Annotated in this window: 15 protein-coding genes; 9 read left to right on the plus strand and 6 right to left on the minus strand. The window is 73.0% G+C overall.

All coding sequences use genetic code 11. The features are described 5' to 3' along the window. Nucleotides 1–42: 42 nt before the first annotated feature. Nucleotides 43–747: a flavodoxin family protein gene (locus tag C7C46_RS13745; protein WP_110669317.1), complete on the minus strand. Its 705-nt coding sequence runs from the start codon at nt 745–747 to the stop codon at nt 43–45. A gap of 181 nt (nt 748–928) precedes the next feature. Between C7C46_RS13745 and C7C46_RS13750 the strand changes: the two genes are divergently transcribed. The 5 genes from C7C46_RS13750 to C7C46_RS13770 all read left to right on the plus strand — a co-directional run bounded on the left by C7C46_RS13750 (nt 929) and on the right by C7C46_RS13770 (nt 8,577). Then, a complete protein-coding gene (locus C7C46_RS13750; RefSeq protein ID WP_245984404.1) occupies nt 929–1,459 on the plus strand; it encodes a hypothetical protein in 531 nt (176 codons plus the stop codon). Beyond that, a complete protein-coding gene (locus C7C46_RS13755; protein WP_181442345.1) occupies nt 1,426–2,898 on the plus strand; it encodes a hypothetical protein in 1,473 nt (490 codons plus the stop codon). The genes C7C46_RS13750 and C7C46_RS13755 overlap by 34 nt, the downstream gene beginning before the upstream one ends. Beyond that, nucleotides 2,895–4,364 carry a VWA domain-containing protein gene (locus tag C7C46_RS13760; protein ID WP_110669322.1) on the plus strand — a complete coding sequence of 490 codons (1,470 nt, stop codon included), beginning with the start codon at nt 2,895–2,897 and terminating at the stop codon, nt 4,362–4,364. The genes C7C46_RS13755 and C7C46_RS13760 overlap by 4 nt, the downstream gene beginning before the upstream one ends. 191 nt (nt 4,365–4,555) lie before the next feature. Beyond that, nucleotides 4,556–5,671 (plus strand): ATP-binding protein, encoded by a 1,116-nt coding sequence (locus C7C46_RS13765; protein ID WP_110669325.1) that lies wholly within the window; start codon nt 4,556–4,558, stop codon nt 5,669–5,671. 62 nt (nt 5,672–5,733) lie between these two features. Next, nucleotides 5,734–8,577, plus strand: coding sequence for a DUF5682 family protein (locus C7C46_RS13770; RefSeq protein ID WP_110669327.1), 2,844 nt, complete (start codon nt 5,734–5,736; stop codon nt 8,575–8,577). 117 nt (nt 8,578–8,694) lie between these two features. Here the strand turns inward: C7C46_RS13770 and C7C46_RS13775 are convergent, their stop codons facing one another. Then, nucleotides 8,695–9,480, minus strand: coding sequence for a VC0807 family protein (locus tag C7C46_RS13775; RefSeq protein ID WP_245984402.1), 786 nt, complete (start codon nt 9,478–9,480; stop codon nt 8,695–8,697). 27 nt (nt 9,481–9,507) lie between these two features. After that, the gene (locus tag C7C46_RS37305) at nt 9,508–10,101 is read right to left on the minus strand and encodes a TetR/AcrR family transcriptional regulator (protein WP_110669354.1); all 594 of its coding nucleotides are present in this window, start codon (nt 10,099–10,101) and stop codon (nt 9,508–9,510) included. A 197-nt stretch (nt 10,102–10,298) separates the two neighbouring features. Between C7C46_RS37305 and C7C46_RS13785 the strand changes: the two genes are divergently transcribed. Together C7C46_RS13785 and C7C46_RS13790 are read left to right on the plus strand one after the other, a co-directional pair. Continuing rightward, nucleotides 10,299–11,171: an acyl-CoA thioester hydrolase/BAAT C-terminal domain-containing protein gene (locus tag C7C46_RS13785; protein ID WP_110669331.1), complete on the plus strand. Its 873-nt coding sequence runs from the start codon at nt 10,299–10,301 to the stop codon at nt 11,169–11,171. Nucleotides 11,172–11,292: 121 nt separating this feature from the next. After that, complete coding sequence (locus C7C46_RS13790) at nt 11,293–12,078, plus strand: GNAT family N-acetyltransferase (RefSeq protein ID WP_181442344.1); 786 nt, start codon at nt 11,293–11,295, stop codon at nt 12,076–12,078. Between the two features lie 132 nt (nt 12,079–12,210). Here C7C46_RS13790 and C7C46_RS13795 read toward each other — a convergent pair whose 3' ends face one another. Beyond that, nucleotides 12,211–12,912, minus strand: a complete 702-nt coding sequence (locus C7C46_RS13795; protein ID WP_110669335.1) for a Clp protease N-terminal domain-containing protein — start codon at nt 12,910–12,912, stop codon at nt 12,211–12,213. Nucleotides 12,913–13,082: 170 nt separating this feature from the next. Between C7C46_RS13795 and C7C46_RS13800 the strand changes: the two genes are divergently transcribed. Continuing rightward, nucleotides 13,083–14,402, plus strand: a complete 1,320-nt coding sequence (locus C7C46_RS13800; RefSeq protein ID WP_110669338.1) for a radical SAM protein — start codon at nt 13,083–13,085, stop codon at nt 14,400–14,402. A 61-nt stretch (nt 14,403–14,463) separates the two neighbouring features. Here the strand turns inward: C7C46_RS13800 and C7C46_RS13805 are convergent, their stop codons facing one another. Further along, nucleotides 14,464–16,005: an alpha/beta hydrolase family protein gene (locus C7C46_RS13805; protein WP_110669340.1), complete on the minus strand. Its 1,542-nt coding sequence runs from the start codon at nt 16,003–16,005 to the stop codon at nt 14,464–14,466. A gap of 94 nt (nt 16,006–16,099) precedes the next feature. Here C7C46_RS13805 and C7C46_RS13810 point away from each other — a divergent pair, with 94 nt between their 5' ends. Further along, nucleotides 16,100–17,080 (plus strand): MerR family transcriptional regulator, encoded by a 981-nt coding sequence (locus tag C7C46_RS13810; protein ID WP_245984403.1) that lies wholly within the window; start codon nt 16,100–16,102, stop codon nt 17,078–17,080. A gap of 42 nt (nt 17,081–17,122) precedes the next feature. Here C7C46_RS13810 and C7C46_RS13815 read toward each other — a convergent pair whose 3' ends face one another. Then, nucleotides 17,123–17,572: a hypothetical protein gene (locus C7C46_RS13815; protein ID WP_110669342.1), complete on the minus strand. Its 450-nt coding sequence runs from the start codon at nt 17,570–17,572 to the stop codon at nt 17,123–17,125. Between the last annotated feature and the right edge of the window lie 235 nt (nt 17,573–17,807).

Raw genomic sequence — 17,807 nt, forward strand, 5'->3', positions numbered from 1 at the left:
GCCCCAGCCGGGTCCTCCTCAGCCGCACTACCAGGTCCGCGCTCAGCGGTGCTCCGGGTTCTCGAAGTCGAAGCGGCAGCCCGCGTCCCACTCCGAGCGCTGGTTGCCGTGGGCCGGGATGCCGCCCGCGTCCTTGAGCATCCGGGCCAGGTGGAGCTGGTTCCAGGTCATGAAGGTCGTGTTGCGGTTGGTGAAGTCGTTCTCCGGCCCGCCCGAGCCCGGGTCCAGGTAGGACGGCCCCGGACCGGCCGGCCCGACCCAGCCGGCGTCGGCCTGCGGCGGGATCACGTAGCCCAGGTGCTGGAGGCTGTAGAGGACGTTCATCGCGCAGTGCTTGGCGCCGTCCTCGTTGCCGGTGATCAGGCAGCCGCCGACACGTCCGTAGTAGGCGTACTGGCCATCGGAGTTGAGGATCGAGGAGCAGGCGTACAGCCGCTCGATCACCTTCTTCATCACCGAGGAGTTGTCGCCGAGCCAGACCGGGCCGGCCAGGGTGAGGATGTCGGCGGCCATCACCTGGGAGTAGACGACGGGCCAGTCGTCGGTCTCCCAGCCGTGCTCGGTCATGTCGGGCCAGACGCCGGTGGCGAGGTCGAGGTCGACCGCGCGCAGCACGTCGACGGCGACGCCCTGGCGGGCCAGGATGCCGGTGCTGACGTCGATCAGGCCCTGGGTGTGGCTGCGTTCCGGGGAGCGCTTGAGGGTGCAGTTGATGACCAGGGCGCGCAGGTCCGAGTAGTCCGTCACCCGGCCATTGCAGCAGGTGGAGGGGGTGGTGCGCGGCAGGCATGAGGCGGCGTCAGCCGGTCGGCGCAGGGGCCGGTGTTGTCAGCGTAGACCGATAGGTTCTTCATATCGCGCCGGTCCGGCGTGCTGAATCCCCCCTCAGCGGTGAGCCGCTTCCCCCTGCCCCGAAGGAGCTGGTGTGTTGTCCGAGGTGTCGTCAGACGAGCAGCGCTGGGGAGAGTCGAGCACCGCGCGGGTGCTGGCGCCCGCACGGGTGCGCAAGTTGGCCAAGGTGCCGTTCGTCGAGCTGGCGGACGGGCGGTTGCAGGGGGTGGTGTCCAGCGGTTCGGACATCGAGCGGGTCTATGTCTCCTCGGTGGCGGCAGGCGACCACGCGTTCGCCTGCAGCACCAACAACAACCGGCCCTGCGGCGGGGCGCGCGGCAGCTTCTGCAACCACATCCTGGCGCTGGTCGGCGAGGCGGTGCTGCAGTACGGCGGTGCCCGGGTGGCCCGCTACCTGAAGGTCGACGCGGGCGAGGGCGAGCCCACCGCGGCGCAGCTGAGCAGCGCGATGCGGGCGGCCCGGCCGAGCGCGGTCCCCGGCAAGGAGCTGGCCGCCGCGGTGTTCAGCCGCTTCCTGCGCCACCTGGCCTACCTGGAGCTGGCCCCCAGCACGGCGCCGCTGCCCGAGCTGCACTGGTTCCCGCCGACCCGGGTGGCGGTGGCCTGATGCGCACCGACCTGCTGACCGAACCGGTCGACGGACTTACCGAACTCCTCGCCGTGGTCGATGCGTTCGACCGCACCCTGGTCAACGGCCTGCTCCGCCCGCAGCCCGCCCAGGCCGCCGCGTTGGCCGACCTGGCTGACGCACTCGCGGCAGGCCCGCTGGCCGCCGGCGTCGCCGGGGCGGCCGAGAAGGCCGCGACCGGGGCCGCGGGCGAGGAGCATCTGATGCTGCTCGCGGCCGCGCGCGGTGCGCTGCTCGGCGCGGCGCACGATGCGCTAGCGGCGGTCGTGACGGCCGCGACCGGGCGCACCGCCGGCACCCACCCGGCTGCTGCGCCCGCGCCCGCCGCACCCCTCAACGTCCTCGCGGCGGCCCGGTCCTGGCTCTGCGACCTGGCTCGCGCCGGCTGGCAGGGGATCGACCACGAGCTGGTCGCGGGCGCCGCGCCGGTGGTCTCGGCGATGCTGCCCGACCCCGCGCTGCGCCGACTCGCCGTGCTGCTGGACGGGTTCGCCGCCGAGCTGGCCGCGAGCTGCCCGGGTGCGGCGCTGGAGCGCGTCCCGGTGCGCCGCTGGGCCGACTTGTGGGCACGAGCCCTGCTGCTCACCCAGCCCGGCGCGCTCGCCGAGCCGCCCGCCGTCCCGGTCACCGGGCGCCTGCTGCCGCTCGGCGTCGACCTGCAGGAGCACGCCACCGCGGCCCAGGCCCAGGTGCACGCCGTCTTCGAGCCCGCCGACGGTGGGCCGAGCCGGTTGGTGCGGGCGAGCGTGGCGGTGCCCAAGCCGGACACGGTGGTCGGCGCGGGCGTCTGGCAGTTGCTGCGCCCGCAGTGCGCGCTGCTGGCCGCCGCCGGCGAGGGTCGCGCGATGGAGCTGACGGGCATGGCGCTCACCGCGGCCGGCGACCTGCACTGGCAGGACGAGCTGGCCGTGGCGGGCGAGCCGGCCGACCCGTTCGCCACGGCGCGGGTCGCACTGGCCGCCGCCCACGCGGCCGTGACGCCGCCGCTGGAGCGGCACCCGGCGCGGCTGGCCGAGCCGGTGTTCCTGGTGGGCTACGCGGTGCGCCCGGAGGATGCGGTGGGCCCGGGGGCCGGGGCGGACCAGGAGGTCGGGATGCACCCGGAGAACGGGGTGCGGTTCGAACTTGCGGGCCACCAGCTGTTCGTGGACACCGACCGGATCCCGGCGGCCGGTCCGCTCACCCCGGCGGCCGTCGCCGCCTCCACCGCCTGCATCGGCCTGCTGCGCTGGGACGCGGGGCGGTTCGTGCTCCAGCCGCTGGCGGTGGAGACCACGGTGAAGAAGAAGACGGTCGCGGTGCACGCGGGCGGCTGGGCGGGTGGCACCGCGGACAAGCTCGGCGTGAAGGCCGAGAAGGCCGCCACCGAGGCGGTCGCCGTGCTGCGGGAGCGAGCGGGAAGGCTGCTGCGGAAGTGACGGACAGTCAGAACATTCAGGACCCAGCAGCGTTGGAGAACCGTCGGCAGGTGCTGTACTGGCGGTTGCTCGCCCGCCTGTTCGACCAGGAGGAGCAGCCGACGCTGGAGTCGGCGAGCTTGGCGGTGGTGGAGGACGCCGAACTGCCGACGGCGCTGCTGGATCCGGGCGCCTCCATCGACGCGATCGTGCAGCGCCACCCGGAGCTGGCTGCGGAGTTCGATGGCCTGATGGTGCCGCCCGCCGAGAACAAGGCCGGGAACGGGAACGGAAGCGGGGACGAGAACGGCGTCGGCGGCGGCGGCGACGACGACCGCGACCGCCAGGCCGAGGTGCGCCGTGCCGCGCTGGCCGCGAAGGTGCTGCTCAACGTCTTCGCCACCGGTCGCGGCACGGTGACGGCAGGTCAGCTGTCCCGCTGGCAGTCGGACGCCGGGTGGCTGGAGCGCGCCTTCGGGTGCGAGCCGGGCGGGCTGCGCGGCCGGGCTCCGGGCACGGGCGCCCGCACGGGCGGGCGGCTCGCCGGCACCGGCACGGGTGCCGGCCTGCCCACCCCCGACCTGTCCACCCTGATCCCGCAGATCGGCCCGGAGCTGGGTGCCATCGAGGCCGACCTGGTCAAGCGGATGCACCTGCGCGAGGTGCTCGCAGACCCCAAGCTCGCCGCCCAGCTGACCCCGAGCATGTCGCTCATCGAGCAGTTGCTGCGGGACAAGAACAACCTGTCCGGCATCGCGCTGGCCAATGCGAAAGCGCTGATCCGACGCTTCGTCGACGAGGTGGCCGAGGTGCTGCGCACCCAGGTGGCCAAAAGTACGGTCGGCGAGCTGGACCGCTCGGTGCCGCCCAAGCGGGTGTTCCGCAACCTGGACCTGAACCGGACGATCTGGAAGAACCTGACGAACTGGAGCCCGGAGGAGGAGCGGCTCTACGTTGATCGCCTGTACTACCGCCACACTGTACGGCGCACCACGCCGGCAAGGTTGATCGTCGTGGTTGATCAATCCGGATCAATGGTTGACTCCATGGTCAACTGCACGATCCTCGCGTCGATCTTTACCGGCCTGCCGAAGGTTGACGTCCACTTGATCGCCTACGACACCCAGGCTCTCGACTTGACTCCATGGGTGCACGATCCATTCGAGACGCTGCTCCGCACCAACCTGGGCGGCGGTACGGACGGGACGGTCGCGATGGCGCTGGCCCAACCCAAGATCGCCGAGCCCCGCAACACCGTCGTCGTCTGGATCTCCGACTTCTACGAATGGCGCGGCGAGCAGCTCTTCGAGCAGATGGCCGCCGTGCACCGCTCGGGCGCCAAGTTCATCCCGGTCGGCTCGGTGACCAGCGGCGGCCAGGGCAGCGTCAACCCCTGGTTCCGCGAGCGGTTCAAGGACCAGGGCACACCGGTGCTCTCCGGCCACATCCGCAAGCTGGTGCACGAGCTCAAGACCTTCCTGGCCTGACCACCCAGCCCGGCGCAGGCCAGCGCAGCCCGCCAGCCACGCACCCGGGACCCGCGCACCCGCCAACCCGGGCATCCAGCCAGCCAGTCAGCCGCGCCAGTACACCTGCCGGCCACCGGTACACCTCCCCCTCAACTGCTGATCAATTGCCAGTCAACTGACAATCAATCACCCGAAAGGCCCACACCACCATGAGCGACCTGCTGCGCGCCCCCGCCGAGCTCAAGTACGCCGCCGAGCTGGACTGGCTGGAGTCGGTGGACGACGGCCCCAAGCCGTTCAGCTGGCGCCTGTCCCCCAAGATGGTCCGCCTGTTCGTCCTCGGCTCCGAGCGCGCCGACGGCCTGGACCGCGAGGTGGACCAGAAGTGGTTCGGCGACCGCAGCATCGTCGAGCGCGCCATCGTCACCCTCGCCTCGGACCGCGGCCTGCTGCTGATCGGCGACCCGGGCACCGGCAAGAGCTGGCTGGCCGAGCTGCTCGCCGCCGCGATCTGCCGCAACTCCACCCAGGTGGTCCAGGGCACCGCCGGCACCACCGAGGACCACATCAAGTACTCCTGGAACGTCTCGATGGTCATCGCCAAGGGCCAGTCCCGCGAGTCGATGATCCCCTCGCCCATCATGACCGCGATGGAGGCCGGCACCGTCGGCCGGTTCGAGGAGCTGACCCGCTCCACCAGCGACGTGCAGGACGCGCTGATCTCGATCCTGTCCGAGAAGTACATCTCGGTGCCGGAGCTGACGGGCGAGGAGGGCATCGTCTTCGCCAAGCCCGGGTTCTCGGTGATCGCCACCGCCAACAGCCGCGACCGCGGCGTCAACGACCTCTCCTCCGCGCTCAAGCGCCGGTTCAACTTCGTCCGGATCCCGGTGGTGACCAACAGGAAGAGCGAGGCGGAGATCGTCCGCTACCGCACCGAGGAGCTGCTGCGCCGCCACCAGATCGAGCTGGAGGTGCCGCCGACGCTGCTGGACGTGCTGCTGCAGTCCTTCGCCGACCTGCGCGCCTCCGCGGCCGCGGCCGGCAGCGACGACGAGAAGCTGGAGTCGGCGCTCTCCACCGCCGAGCAGATCGGGGTGCTGGAGGACGCGGTGCTGCACAGCAACTTCTTCGGCCAGAAGGCGCTCAACGCGCACACCCTGGCCTCCTCGCTGGTCGGCTCACTGGCCCGGCGCGAGCCGGAGGACCTGGCGATCCTCAACAAGTACCTGCACGGCGTGGTGGAGCCGCGCAGCAAGGAGGAGGGCGGCGACTGGCCGGAGTTCCTGGCGGGCGGCCGCGAGGCGATCGCCAACCTGTCCTGACCCCCCGATCCCGGTCCACCCCGACCAGCACTCCCCCGTCCGCCGCCGAGGAGGCCGCCCCGATGTCCCCCCACCAGCCGCCGGTCTTCGACCCGCTTCGCGCCCAACTCCAGGAAGCCGCGCAGGCGTTCGCCGACGGGCCGGACGCACTCGCGGAGCTGCTGCTCGGCCTGGTCGACGACGTGGACCGCGCGGTGCGCGAGCCGCTGGAAATCTTCCCGGTCTGCCACCACTCGCCCGCCTCGGCCACCGCGATGGCCCGCCGGCTGCGCGAGAAGCAGCCCAAGGTGGTCTACCTGGAGCTCTGCGAGGACCTGGCCCCGCTGCTGACCGAGCTGCGCAACTGCCGCCTGCCGGTGGCTTTGCAGGCCTTCGCGGGCGAGGTGGACGGCTTCCCCGCCGAGTGGGCCCCGCTCTCGGTGGTGGCCCCGATCACCGAGGCCTCCGCGGAGTACCAGGCGATCGCCTACGCGCTGGAGACCCCGGGCGTGGAGCTGGTGCTGGTGGACCGCTCCAGCGACCACGTGTTCCAGTGGGAGCCGCGCCCGGCGGCCGGCGAGCTGCCCGAGGACGAGGAGTCCGCGCTGCACGGCGACGCGGTGGGCGTCGAACTGGGCGACCTGCGGCCCCGGTTCGCCGAACTGGAGCAGTACCTGCTGCACCACGGCAAGGTGCGGCACTGGTCGGAGTGGTGGCACCAGTACGTCGAACTCTCGCTCGGCGACGCCGACCACGACACCTACCGGCAGGTGATGCTGCTGATCGGCAGCCTGTTCCGCCGACTTGCCCCGGGCGACGTCCGGCGCACCAGGGTGGACGAGGACCGCGAGCGGTACATGTGGACCAGGATGCGCGCGCACCTGGCGGCCACCGGGACCGACCCGGCCGACTGCCTGTACGTCTGCGGCGCCTTCCACGCGGCCAGCCGGGTGGCCGAGTTCGGCGTGCACGGCAGCGACACCTTCGAGATCGGCGAGCGCACCGTCACCGCCTGGCGGTACGGGCTGATCCCGTCCAGCCACGCGGCGATCGAGGCGCAGTTCGCACTGGCGGCAGGGTCGGTCTCGATCGCGGCCTCGGTCTGGGCGAAGAACCTCAAGCGGACGGGGGTGCAGCCGTTCCGCCTCGCGGGTCAGGCGGGATCCGCCAAGGCCACCAGGACTGCGAAGACCACGAGAACCACGAAGAAGAGCATCACGACAGCCCTCCCGCCCGCACTCCCCGGACCCGCCGCATCCGCCGCACCCGCACCAGTCCTCCCGCCCGCCGACCGCCTCACCGGCTTCCTGCAGCGCCCGCCGGTGCTCGACGCCCTGGACGAGGCCGAACTCCTCACCTGGTCCGTGGACATCGTGCGCGCCGCCCGCCGGGCCGGCTACCTGGCCTCCACCGCCGACGCGATCGCGGTCTTCGAGACCTCGATCCTGCTGGCGGGGATGCGCGACCGGGCCCGGCCCACCCCGTACGACTTCCAGGACGCGGCGGTGACCTGCATCGAGAAGGACGCGGTACCGGGCCGGCGGGACGTGGGGCGGCTGGTCGAGATCATGATGGGCGGCGACCGGATCGGCCAGGTCGGCTACGAGTCGCTGCCGCCGCTGGCCCGCGACGTGCACGACCGGCTCGCCCCGCTCGGCCTGAACCTCCAGCAGCGCGGCGTCAAACGGGCTCTGCTCGACCTCACCGGCCAACCCCAACTCAACGCCTGCTCGGACGCGTTGTGGATCCTGCGACAGCTGCTGCCGGACGGCGCGGCCCGCCCGATCATGGGCGAGCGCGAGCTGGGCCGGCGGTCCCTCCAGGAGTCCTGGGACCTGGCGCTCGGCACCCACCAGCGGGCCCTGATCGAACTCGGCTACGAGGGCGTGAGCATCGAGCAGGTGCTGGAGCAGCGGCTGCGCCGGGCCGCCCACGGTCCGCAGGCCACCGCGGCGGTGGCACTGGCGGCGGTGGAGGACGCCCTGCGCCTGCTGGGCAGCCGCCGGCTGGCCGACGAGCTCGGCACCCGGGCACTTTACCTGTTGGCGAACGAGCGCAGTGTCGACGGCGCGCCCGAAGTGCTGGGCCGTATAAGGCGGTTGCTCGCGCACTACCGGACCAGCGAGCCGGTGCTGCCGGGGTGGATCGAGTCCTTCGTGAAGACCGGGTACGCGCACTACTGCACCCTGCTGCCGATCGCGTTCGCCGACGACCAGGCGACGGTGCGCCAACTCGCCGCCATGCTCGGCTTCCTGTTCAGCATGGAGTCGCTGGCACTGTCGCTGGGCTGCGACCGGACCCAACTGGAGCTGGCGGTGGCCCAGTCGCACCCGCAGGAGCCGGACCGGACGGCACTGCTGTGGGCCGCGCAGGTGCAGTTGGGCACGCTGAGCCGGACCGAGCTGCGCGAACGCTGCGACGCGCTGCTCGCCAACCCGCTGGTGCTGCCCGCCTACCCGCGCTACCTGAGCGGGCTGGTGCAGGCGCTGGAGCCGGTGCCGGGGCTGACCGGCTTCGTGGTGGAGGCGGTCTCCAACGCCTTCGCCCGGCTGCCGGACGCGGTGCTGCTGCCGTGGCTGCCCACCCTGATCACCACCCTGCGGGCCGGCGGTGCCGAGCTGGCGCCGCTGCTCACCCGGGAGGCGGGGCGGATCTTCCCCGGCAAGCTGGGCGCGCTGGACGCCTGGACGCCGCCGTGGCTGGCGGAGTCGGCGCCGGCCCCGGTCCGGCCCCGGCGCACCAGCTCGGGCATCGGCACGGACCAGGGCTCGGCACTGCTGGCGGCGCACCCGGCGAGCTGCGACGCGCTGGCCGCTCTGCTGGGCTGCGAAGGGGTTTGGCAGCAGCCCGCGGCGGCGGGGCTGGCCCTGCCGGCCCGGTACCCCGAGACCGCCGAGGCACTGGCGAGCCTGCTCCTGGTGGGCTGACAGCGCCACAGCGGGTGGGGCGGGGCCGGTCGGCCCCGCCCCACCCGCTGTCGACATCCGGCTCCGGCACCCGCTGCCGGCACCGGGTGCAGCACACCACCGCACAGTGACGCTCCGTCAGACCTTCAGGCCGTTCTTGGTCACGTACCAGTAGTGGCCGCCGATCAGCACACCCAGCACCGCGATCCACTGCAGGCCGTTGACCAGCGGGACGGTGTTGACCGGCAGGGTCATCGCGAACACCACCCGGATGACGGTGTCGAGGGCGAACCCGGCGCCCCAGAAGGCGGTCAGCACCCGCATGTGGTGCCGGAACCGCTCGTCGGTGTGCCACTGGGCGACGTACGCGGCCGCGCCCGCCTCGCCGATCTTGGTGCTGACGATGGTGCGGGCCATGCTGAGCATGAACGGGCGCTGGGTGGCCAGGGAGCCCAGGACCCACAGCCCGATGATGCCGAACACCCAGCTGTCCCGGACCAGCAGCAGCCGCGGGCTGCCGGTGACCATCGAGAGCACGGTGCCGACGGCGATCAGCAGCAGCGAGAAGAGCGGCATCGCCTCCACCCGGCGCCGGCGGACGAAGCCGTAGACCAGCCAGGGCACCGTGGCCAGTCCGCTCAGGGTCAGCGCCAGCCACTGGTTGAGCCCGATGCCGTGCAGCAGGTAGAAGCCGCCGATCGGCAGGGCGGCCTCGAAGAGCAGCGACTGGACGAGCATCCGCTTGGCGCGGGCGGCCTTCTCCTTCTCGCTCACCTGGCTCCCCGCCGGGGCCCCGCCCTCCGGTACCGCCGCAGCCGATCCCGGCGTGCCGACCGCCCCCGCCCCCGCCACTGCATCCGTCCCCGCACCCGCACCCGCACCCGCACCCGCCACTGCCACCGTGCTGTTCTGCTTCTCGTTCATGATGTCCCCCATCTCATGCTTCGCTTGTCAGTTGGCGGGCCGGACGGCCCGGTCGAAGAGTTCGGCCAGCTCGCGGGCGGCGGCCAGTGGGTCTAGCGCCGGGTCCTTCACGGCGCGGCTCAGCACGGCGTCCACCGCGCCCCGGATCGCGGTGACCAGCACCCGGGCGTCGAACTGCCCGAACTCGCCGGTCTCCTGCGCCGCCTGCACCGCCCGCACCTGGGCCTCCATCAGCTCGCTGCGGGTCTCGGCGAACTGACCCTGCGGGTCCTCCCCCAGCACGTTCAGCACCTCCATCAGTGCCAGCAGCTGCTGCGGGTAGACCGCCGCCAGGCCCACGTTGGCCTCGATGAACGCCCGCAGCCGCGCGCGGCCCCCGCTCTGCGCCTCCACCCGGGGCACGATGTACTCCCCCGACAGCCGGAGCACCTCCCCGACCACCTCGCGCAGCAGGTCCCCCTTGCCTGCGAAGTGATACGAGATCATCCCCGTACTGCTCAGCCCGGCCTGCTTGGCGATCCGGGCGTAGGACGCCTTGGCGTACCCCTCGGTCGCGATCACCTCGATCGCGGCCTGCACGATCTGCCCGCGCCGGGCCGTCTCGGTCACCGTCCTTGCCATCTCCGCCACCCCCTCATCTGCTTGCCTGAGCAGTTCCTTGCTTGCCTGAGCAAAACGGTACGCCCCTTTGCTCAGGCAAGCAAGAAGAATTTCTGCACACCCGAGCAAACCGCCCTGCCGTCACCGCCCGGCCCACCGGTGCGTCTCGGCCCGCTGATAGCCTCTCCGCGGGCTTCGTACGGGGAGATGGGGACACCGTGACCGTCATCGAGCACGAGCTGACGACCCCTTGGGAAGGGGTGCTGCTGGAGCCGGCCGCAGGTAGCCGCGCCGCCGTCCTCGTCCTGGCCGGATCGAGCGGCCGGATCGACCGGCACCGGGCGAGATTGCTCGCCGAACAGGGCTTCCTCACCCTGGCCATCCGCTGGTTCGGCGGACCGGGGCAGCCGCCCGGTATCTGTGAGGTCCCGCTGGAGACCTTCGTCGCAGCCGTCGACCTGCTCCGGTCTCGTGGCGCGGAGCGCATCTCCCTGCTCGGCTGGTCCAAGGGCGCCGAGGCCGCGATGCTCACCGCCGTGCACGAGCCGCGCGTCGACGCGGTGGTGGCCGTCGCACCGACCGCACTGGTCTGGTGCAACGTCGGACCGGGCCTCGACGGGAAGGACCGGCCCTGGCGCTCCTCCTGGAGCTGGCGGGGCCGGCCGCTGCCCTTCGTCCCGGCGGCCGGCGACGCCTGGGAGCCCGAAGGGGGGAGCGGGGGCCCCGTGGCGATCCGCGGCTGGTACGAACTGAGCGAACAGAGCTACCCCGAGCGCCTGGCCGCCGCCGGCATCCCGGTGGAGATCGCCGCCGCCGACCTCCTGCTCATCGCCGGCGGCGACGACCAGATGTGGCCCTCTCTCCGGTACGCCGAACACCTGGCCACCCGCCGCCGCGCCGCCGGCGCCCCGGTCCAGTTGGTCACCCGCCCCGACGCCGGCCACCGTCTCCACCTCCCGGGCGAGGAACCCGCCGTACCCTCCGCCGTCTTCGCCTATGGCGGGACGCCCGACGCGGACGCCCAACTCGGCGCAGCGGCCTGGGGCCCCCTCCTCACCCTGCTCGGAGCCGGGAAGTCCTTCGGGGGCTGAGGCGGCGCCCGACGCGCTCGCCGGGCGAGCTGGTCCACCGTCAGTTCACCGGCCCGGCTCACGGCACGGCGAGGCACGGCGAGGCAAGGCGAGGCAAGGCAAGGCAGTTAGGATGCGACGCATGCTCCTGACAGCCACTGACGTTGCGGCCGCCTGTGCGGCGTGGACATGGATCCCGGACGATGCCGAGCTCGTCGAGGGCGAGGAGTTCACGATCGCGCGGATGCCCGAGCACTTCGCCTGGGACCTCTCGGTGCTCGCCTTCACACCGAGCGGCCCGCTCGGTCCGGCCGTGGACGCGGTGATCGAGCGGGCGCGGGCGCTCGAGGTCCCGGCGTTGGACTGGGAGGTCGGACTCGGCGCGCCCGCCGGACTGGCCGCCGAGCTGACGGCACGCGGCGGGCAGGTGAAGATGGCGCTGGACGTCCTGGCCCGGGACCTGCGCGAGGACGGGCCCGCGCTGCCCTCGCCCGTAGCGGACCTGACGGTCCGATGGGCGACGGACTTCGAGACCTCGCGGGACGGCATGGCAGTCGCGCTCACCGGGTTCGGCGGCGCCCTGCCCCCCGTTGCGCGGATCGAGGCGCGGGCGGCCAAGGATGCGGCCTCCGTCCCCGCGGGCGGTGGCGGCATGCTGGTCGCCTACCTGGACGGGACGCCGGTCGGCTTCGGCGACCTGTCGCTGCTGGACGGTGTCGCCCGGCTCTCGGGCGGGGTCGTGGTCCCCGCCCAACGCGGCCGGGGCATCTACCGGGCGCTCCTCGACGCGCGGTTGGCCTACGCGGCGGAGCACGGCGCGAGGATGGCCGTGGTGAAGGGGAACGTGAACACCTCGGCCCCGATCCTGCGCAAGGCGGGCTTCACCTCCTTCGGCCAGGAGCCGATCTACGCCGTCCCGCTGCGCTGACCCCCCGCCCGGCGGCCACCCGCGCTCCCCTGCGCCTGAACGGGGACACCGTGGGCCGGCGCCGCAGCTGCGGCAACGAGCCGTCCGGGTGGGCGACCGGCCGATCGCGCACCACAGACGGCCTGCCGGCTACTACTCCTCGCCCGCGGCGCCCCGTCCGGCGGCCTCGGTCCTGACCCTCTCGCGCAACTCGTCCGGCGTGAAGCCGAGGGTGTGCAGGACCTGCGCGGCCGGGCTCTGCGCCACCTGGATCAGCCCCAGCAGCGAGTGTTCGGTGCCGACCCGGCCGTGGCCGAGGTCGGCCGAGGCGCGGCGGGCCTGCTCGATGGCCTCCTTGCTCTCCGGCCGGAACGCGATGTGGCCGCGCAGCGCCTTCTCGCCGGCCGGCGGCAGCACCTCCTCGATCGCGTCGCGGACGCGCTGCTCCGACCCGGCCTTCGCCACCAGCACCTCGTACGCCACGCCCCGCGGTTCGCCGAGCAGGCCGAGCAGCAGGTGTTCGGTGCCGATGGAGTCGTGCTTGTGCGTGCGGGCGGCCTCCTGCGCCAGCACGATGCTGTGGCGGTTCAGGTTGGTGAACCGCTCGAAGGCGGAGGGCGCGTGGCGCTGCTGGGCGGCCTGCTTGGAGACCCCGATGGCGTCGCCGATCTGGGTCCAGGAGGCGCCGTTCTGCTTGGCCTTGCTGACGTAGTGGTCGATGAGCTGGTCACCGAGGTCGGACAGGGTCTGGGCGCGCAGTCGCGCCTCGCTGATCCGGGCCAGCTCACTGGCGTCGGGGAGCTCCTCGTCGAGCCGAGCGATCAGGTCGGCGAGGCTGATGTCGAGTGGACTCATGCGTCAATCTTAGGTTGACGCCTCCCGGACGTCAACTTCTCCTTGACGATTACCTCGGCGCGCCCGGACACGCCCCTGCCGGCCGCGCGCCCCCGCGCACGATCCGGCCGGGCGGCTTGCGATGATGACGAACGAGGCCCGCACCGAGAGGGCCGGGAGGGAGAACAGGCATGCCTCAGGCGGGTACCCGTACCGAGCTGGTCGAGGACCTGATGGAGCGGTTCCCCGAGGTGCCCCGGGAGGCGGTGATCAAGGAGGACCTGCTGCGCGGCGGCATGGCCTTCGACGAGTCGGCGCTCAGCGGTGGCGCCGGCGGTGCGGGCGGCGAGGTCAAGCCGAAGTCCTACTTCATCTTCTCCTTCGACCACCGCACGCTGCCCGAACTCGGTGCGGCCGCGCTCAACCGGCCGCCGGAGGAGATCGTGCTGACCGGCGGTCCGTACGAGCTGCGCCGCACGGTGGTCTCGGTGCGGGTCAACCCGGATTCGCCGTACCGGGTCGGCGCCGGCGAGGACGGAACGCTCGGCCTCTACCTGGACGGCCGCCGGATCGCCGAGGTGGGCCTGCCCCCGATGCCGGACTACTACCGGCACACGCTGGCCAACGGCAAGTCGGTGATGGAGGTGGCACCCACCATCCAGTGGGGTTACCTGATCTACCTGACGGTCTTCCGGGTCTGCCAGTACTTCGGCGCCAAGGAGGAGTGCCAGTACTGCGACATCAACCACAACTGGCGCCAGCACAAGGCGGCCGGGCGCCCGTACACCGGGGTCAAGCCGGTCGAGGAGGTGCTGGAGGCTCTGGAGCTGATCGACCGTCACGACACGGCGGGGACCTCCAAGGCGTACACCCTCACCGGCGGCGCGATCACCTCGCAGGTCGGCGGCAAGGACGAGGCCGACTTCTACGGGCAGTACGCCAAGGCGATCGAGGAGCGGTTCCCGGGCCGGTGGATCGGCAAGGTGGTGGCGCAGGCCCTGCCGCGCGAGGACGTGCAGCGGTTCCACGACTACGGGGTGCGGATCTACCACCCGAACTTCGAGGTCTGGGACCAGCGGCTGTTCGAGCTGTACTGCCCGGGCAAGGAGCGGTACGTGGGCCGTGCCGAGTGGCACCGCCGGATCCTGGACTCGGCCGAGGTGTTTGGCGCGGCCAACGTGATCCCCAACTTCGTGGCGGGGGTGGAGATGGCCGAGCCCTTCGGGTTCACCACGGTCGACGAGGCGATCGCCTCCACCCAGGAGGGCCTGCGGTTCTTCATGTCGCACGGCATCGTGCCGCGCTTCACCACCTGGTGCCCGGAGCCCACCACCCCGCTGGGCAAGGCCAACCCGGGCGGCGCGCCGCTGGAGTACCACATCCGACTGCTGCGAACCTACCGCGCGGCGCTGGAGGAGTTCGGCCTCTCCTCCCCGCCCGGCTACGGCCCGGCGGGTCCGGGCAAGGCGGTCTTCTCGGTGAGCTCGTTCATGGACTCGCTGCCGGGCTGATGTCCCGTCAGATGCCTTGCCAGGGGCCCCCGCCGGTGCGGCGGCGGCCCCTGATGCCCGGTCAGCCGTGCAGGTGGCCCAGCACCGTGTGCACCGCCCGCTCGACCGCCGCCCGCGACTCCTCGGTCCGGTCGACGGCCTCGAAGCCGTGGTGGCCGTTCGGCACGTCGATGACCTCCAGCGCGGCCCCGGCGTCCTGCGCCGCCGCGACGAAGGCCGCCACCGTGGCCGCCATCTCGGCGGCTTCCAACCCGGCCCTGGTCAGCACGATCGGCAGGGCGCCCGCACCGCGCACCGCCTCGACCGGTCGGAACCGCGGCTCCAGCGTGTTCCAGCCGGGCAGCGGCGCCAGCACCGGGTAGTTCACCGCCAGGCAGCGCAGCCAGGCGGGTGGCGCGCCCAGCCAGTCGGCGCTCAGCAGGCCGCCGCCGGAGAAGAACCAGAGCGCGATCCGGTCCTGGTCCACCCGGGGGTCGGCGCGCAGCGCCTCGACCGCCTCGGCCACGTCGGCGGCGGCCTGGGCGCAGTCGGCCACCCCGTGCAGCCGGTGGTCGACGGTGGCGCCGACCACGCCGAAGCCGGCCGCGTACCGGGCGTAGCCGAGGAAGAACTCCGAGTCCCGGGACGTCGGGTAGGCGTCGCGCGGCACAGGGCCGCCGTGCACGAAGAGCACCGCCGGGTACGGTCCGCCGTCGCCCTCGGGCAGGTGCAGGTCCAGGCGGCCGTTGCGCACCCACGGCCGCTTGGGCGGGTCCAGCAGGAACGGGCGCCCGTACGGGCTCTGCCCCTCGGCGGGCGGCGTCAGCCGGCGCCCCTCGCCCGCGGCGGCGCGCACCAGCACCTCGGCGAGTTCGGCGGGGGCGGAGAGCATCGGCCAGTGCCCGGTGGCCAGCTCGAAGAACCCGACCCGCGGGTCGGCCAGCGCACGCACCTGCGGCGGTCCGACGGCCACCAGCTGCTGCAGGCCGTCGATGCTCATCCCGCCCGCGGTGCACAGGATGCCGCTGGTCGGCACGGCCGCGAGCGCGCCGGTCAGCTTCAGTGGCTGGGTCAGGGTGGCGGGCGGCTGGGGCGCGGCGAGCGCGGTGAGCTGCGACAGCTGGTCCTCGGTCAGGCCGGCGGTGCTGCCCCAGCGCTGCCAGCCGTCCGGCGCCGGCACCGGCACGGGGTCGGCGGGGGCAGCGGACAGCAGCTCGTGCACGCTGCGGTCCGGGACGGCGGCGAGCGCCGGGTCCCCGTCCTGCGGCAGCCCGGCGTCCAGGTACACGATCCGGGCCCCCCGCCGCGCCCGCCGGTCGGCGGCGCCCAGCACCGGGTGGATGCCGTAGTCGTGGCCGACCAGTACCAGGGTCGGGGCCTCGACGACGTCGATCAGCTCGACCAGGGCCGCGATGTGGGCCTCCAGGTCGACGTTCTGGCCGGCGCCCGGGTCGGCGCCGGCGAGCGTCGCCGGGTGCACCTCGCAGCCCGCCGCGCGCAGCCGCTCCGTCACCCCGGTCCAGACCCGGCCGTCGGTGAACGGGCCCGACACCAGGATGAACGCTGTCCCGGCACCCGTACCCGCACCCGCACCCGCACCCGTGACCGTTCCGGTGGCCGTCATGGCATCTCCTCCACGCCTCGATCCGCACGGTCGGCCGAACCCGGCCGTGCACCTACGGGTACGGTAGGAACTCCCCCTGAGGGAGGTTCAAGTCGTGTCCGCGCCCCCGCTCCCGTCCCCGTCTCCCGACGGCCTGCTCAGCATCGGCGAGCTGGCCCGGCTCGCCGGGGTCACCGTCAAGACCGTGCGCTTCTACTCCGACCGCGGTCTGCTGCCGGAGGCCGACCGCAGCAGCGGGGGCCATCGCCGCTACGACCCGCAGGCGCTCGACCGGCTGCAGCTGATCCGTTCGCTGCGCGCGCTGGACCTGCCGGTACCGGAGGTCGGCCGGGTGCTGGACACGGCTGCCGACCCCGCCGAACCGGACGGCCCGGGCGCTCTGGACAGCGCGCTGGAGGACGCCGTCGCTCGCCAACTGACCCAGCTGGGCAGCCAACTGACCGCCCTGCGCTGGCGCGAGGCCGCTCTGCGGCTGCTGCACGAGTGCACCCCGGCCCAGCGCGCCGAACGGCTGCGCCTGATCGGTGGCATCACCACCCCGCCGAGCACCGCCGTCCTGGCCCGCTTCTGGCGGCTGGTCCTGCCGGCCCGGCTGCCGACCGGGCTCACCTCCTCGATCGTCGACGCCGCCGTGCCGCAGCCGCCCGCCGACCCGGCGCCCGGCCAGGTGCTCGCCTTCGCCCGGCTGACCCAGTTGGTCTCCGGCGTCAGCAACGCCTGCCTGGCGGCCCGTCAACCCGAACCCTGGCACCGGCCCGCCCTGCTCTACGACGGCCTCCGCGAGGCGTACGAGCTCGCGCTACCCGACCTGACGGCGGGTCACACGCCGGCCCAGGGCGACGGCGCGGCCGTGGACTGCTTCGTCGCCGCCCACGCCCGCTCCCTGGACCAGCAGGACACCCCCGCCTTCCGCCGCTCCCTCACCACCCTGCTCACCCGCACTGCCGACCCGGTCATGACCCAGTACTGGTCCCTCGCCGCCGACCTCACCACACCCCCCACCCTCGGCGCCGCCCACACCTGGCTCCACGCCGCCCTGGACGCCACGCTCGCAAAATCCGGAGCCGGAGCGTGAGCCGACGGCGAGTGGTACATGGGGCAGCTCGGCGCCGACGGCTCACTCCTCCGCGGCCGGGCCGACCAGCGCCGTCCACGACACCCGGAGCAGGAGCAGGCTCAGCGCCAGGGTGAGCGCGTTGATCGCACCCTCCACCGCCCCGCCCGCGCCCGCTGCCCAGACGTCGTGCTGAACGTCGTAGCAGACGTCCATACCGAACAGGTAGAGCCCGCTCGCCCCGGCGGCGAGCAGCCAGTACCCGGCGCTCGCCCACCCGCGCAGCAGGGCGAGCGCGGCCAGCAGCAGACAGAGCGTCAGCCAGCCGTCCGCCGCTGGGAAGGCGTTCTCGAAGTCCAGGTAGGACGGCCGGCTGCTGCTGGCGATCACCGACCGGTGGGTGAACCACACCGCCCAGTACCCGACCACCACCAGCGCGGCCCCCGCGCACACCCACGCCAACGCGACCGGCCACCGCACGATCGCCGCCCCTGCCCGCCGCCGCTGCTCCATCCCCCTTTCATGCCCCCGCCGGGCCACCCCGGTCAAGAGGGCCGACCGTCCGGCCCGTCAGCCCCGTCACGCCACCAGCAGCCGCAGCCCCAACTCGGCCGCGTCCAGGGCGGCCAGGTCTCGGTTGCGTTCGGCCCAGCGGCCGCCGGCGAGGTCGGCACGCAGTTGCTCCACCACGCGCTGTTCCACCCGCGGGCCGACCCTGGTCCAGACCGACGTGACTCCTCCCCGGCGT

The organism is Streptomyces tateyamensis, from assembly GCF_003205575.1.
Lineage (GTDB): Bacteria > Actinomycetota > Actinomycetes > Streptomycetales > Streptomycetaceae > Kitasatospora > Kitasatospora tateyamensis.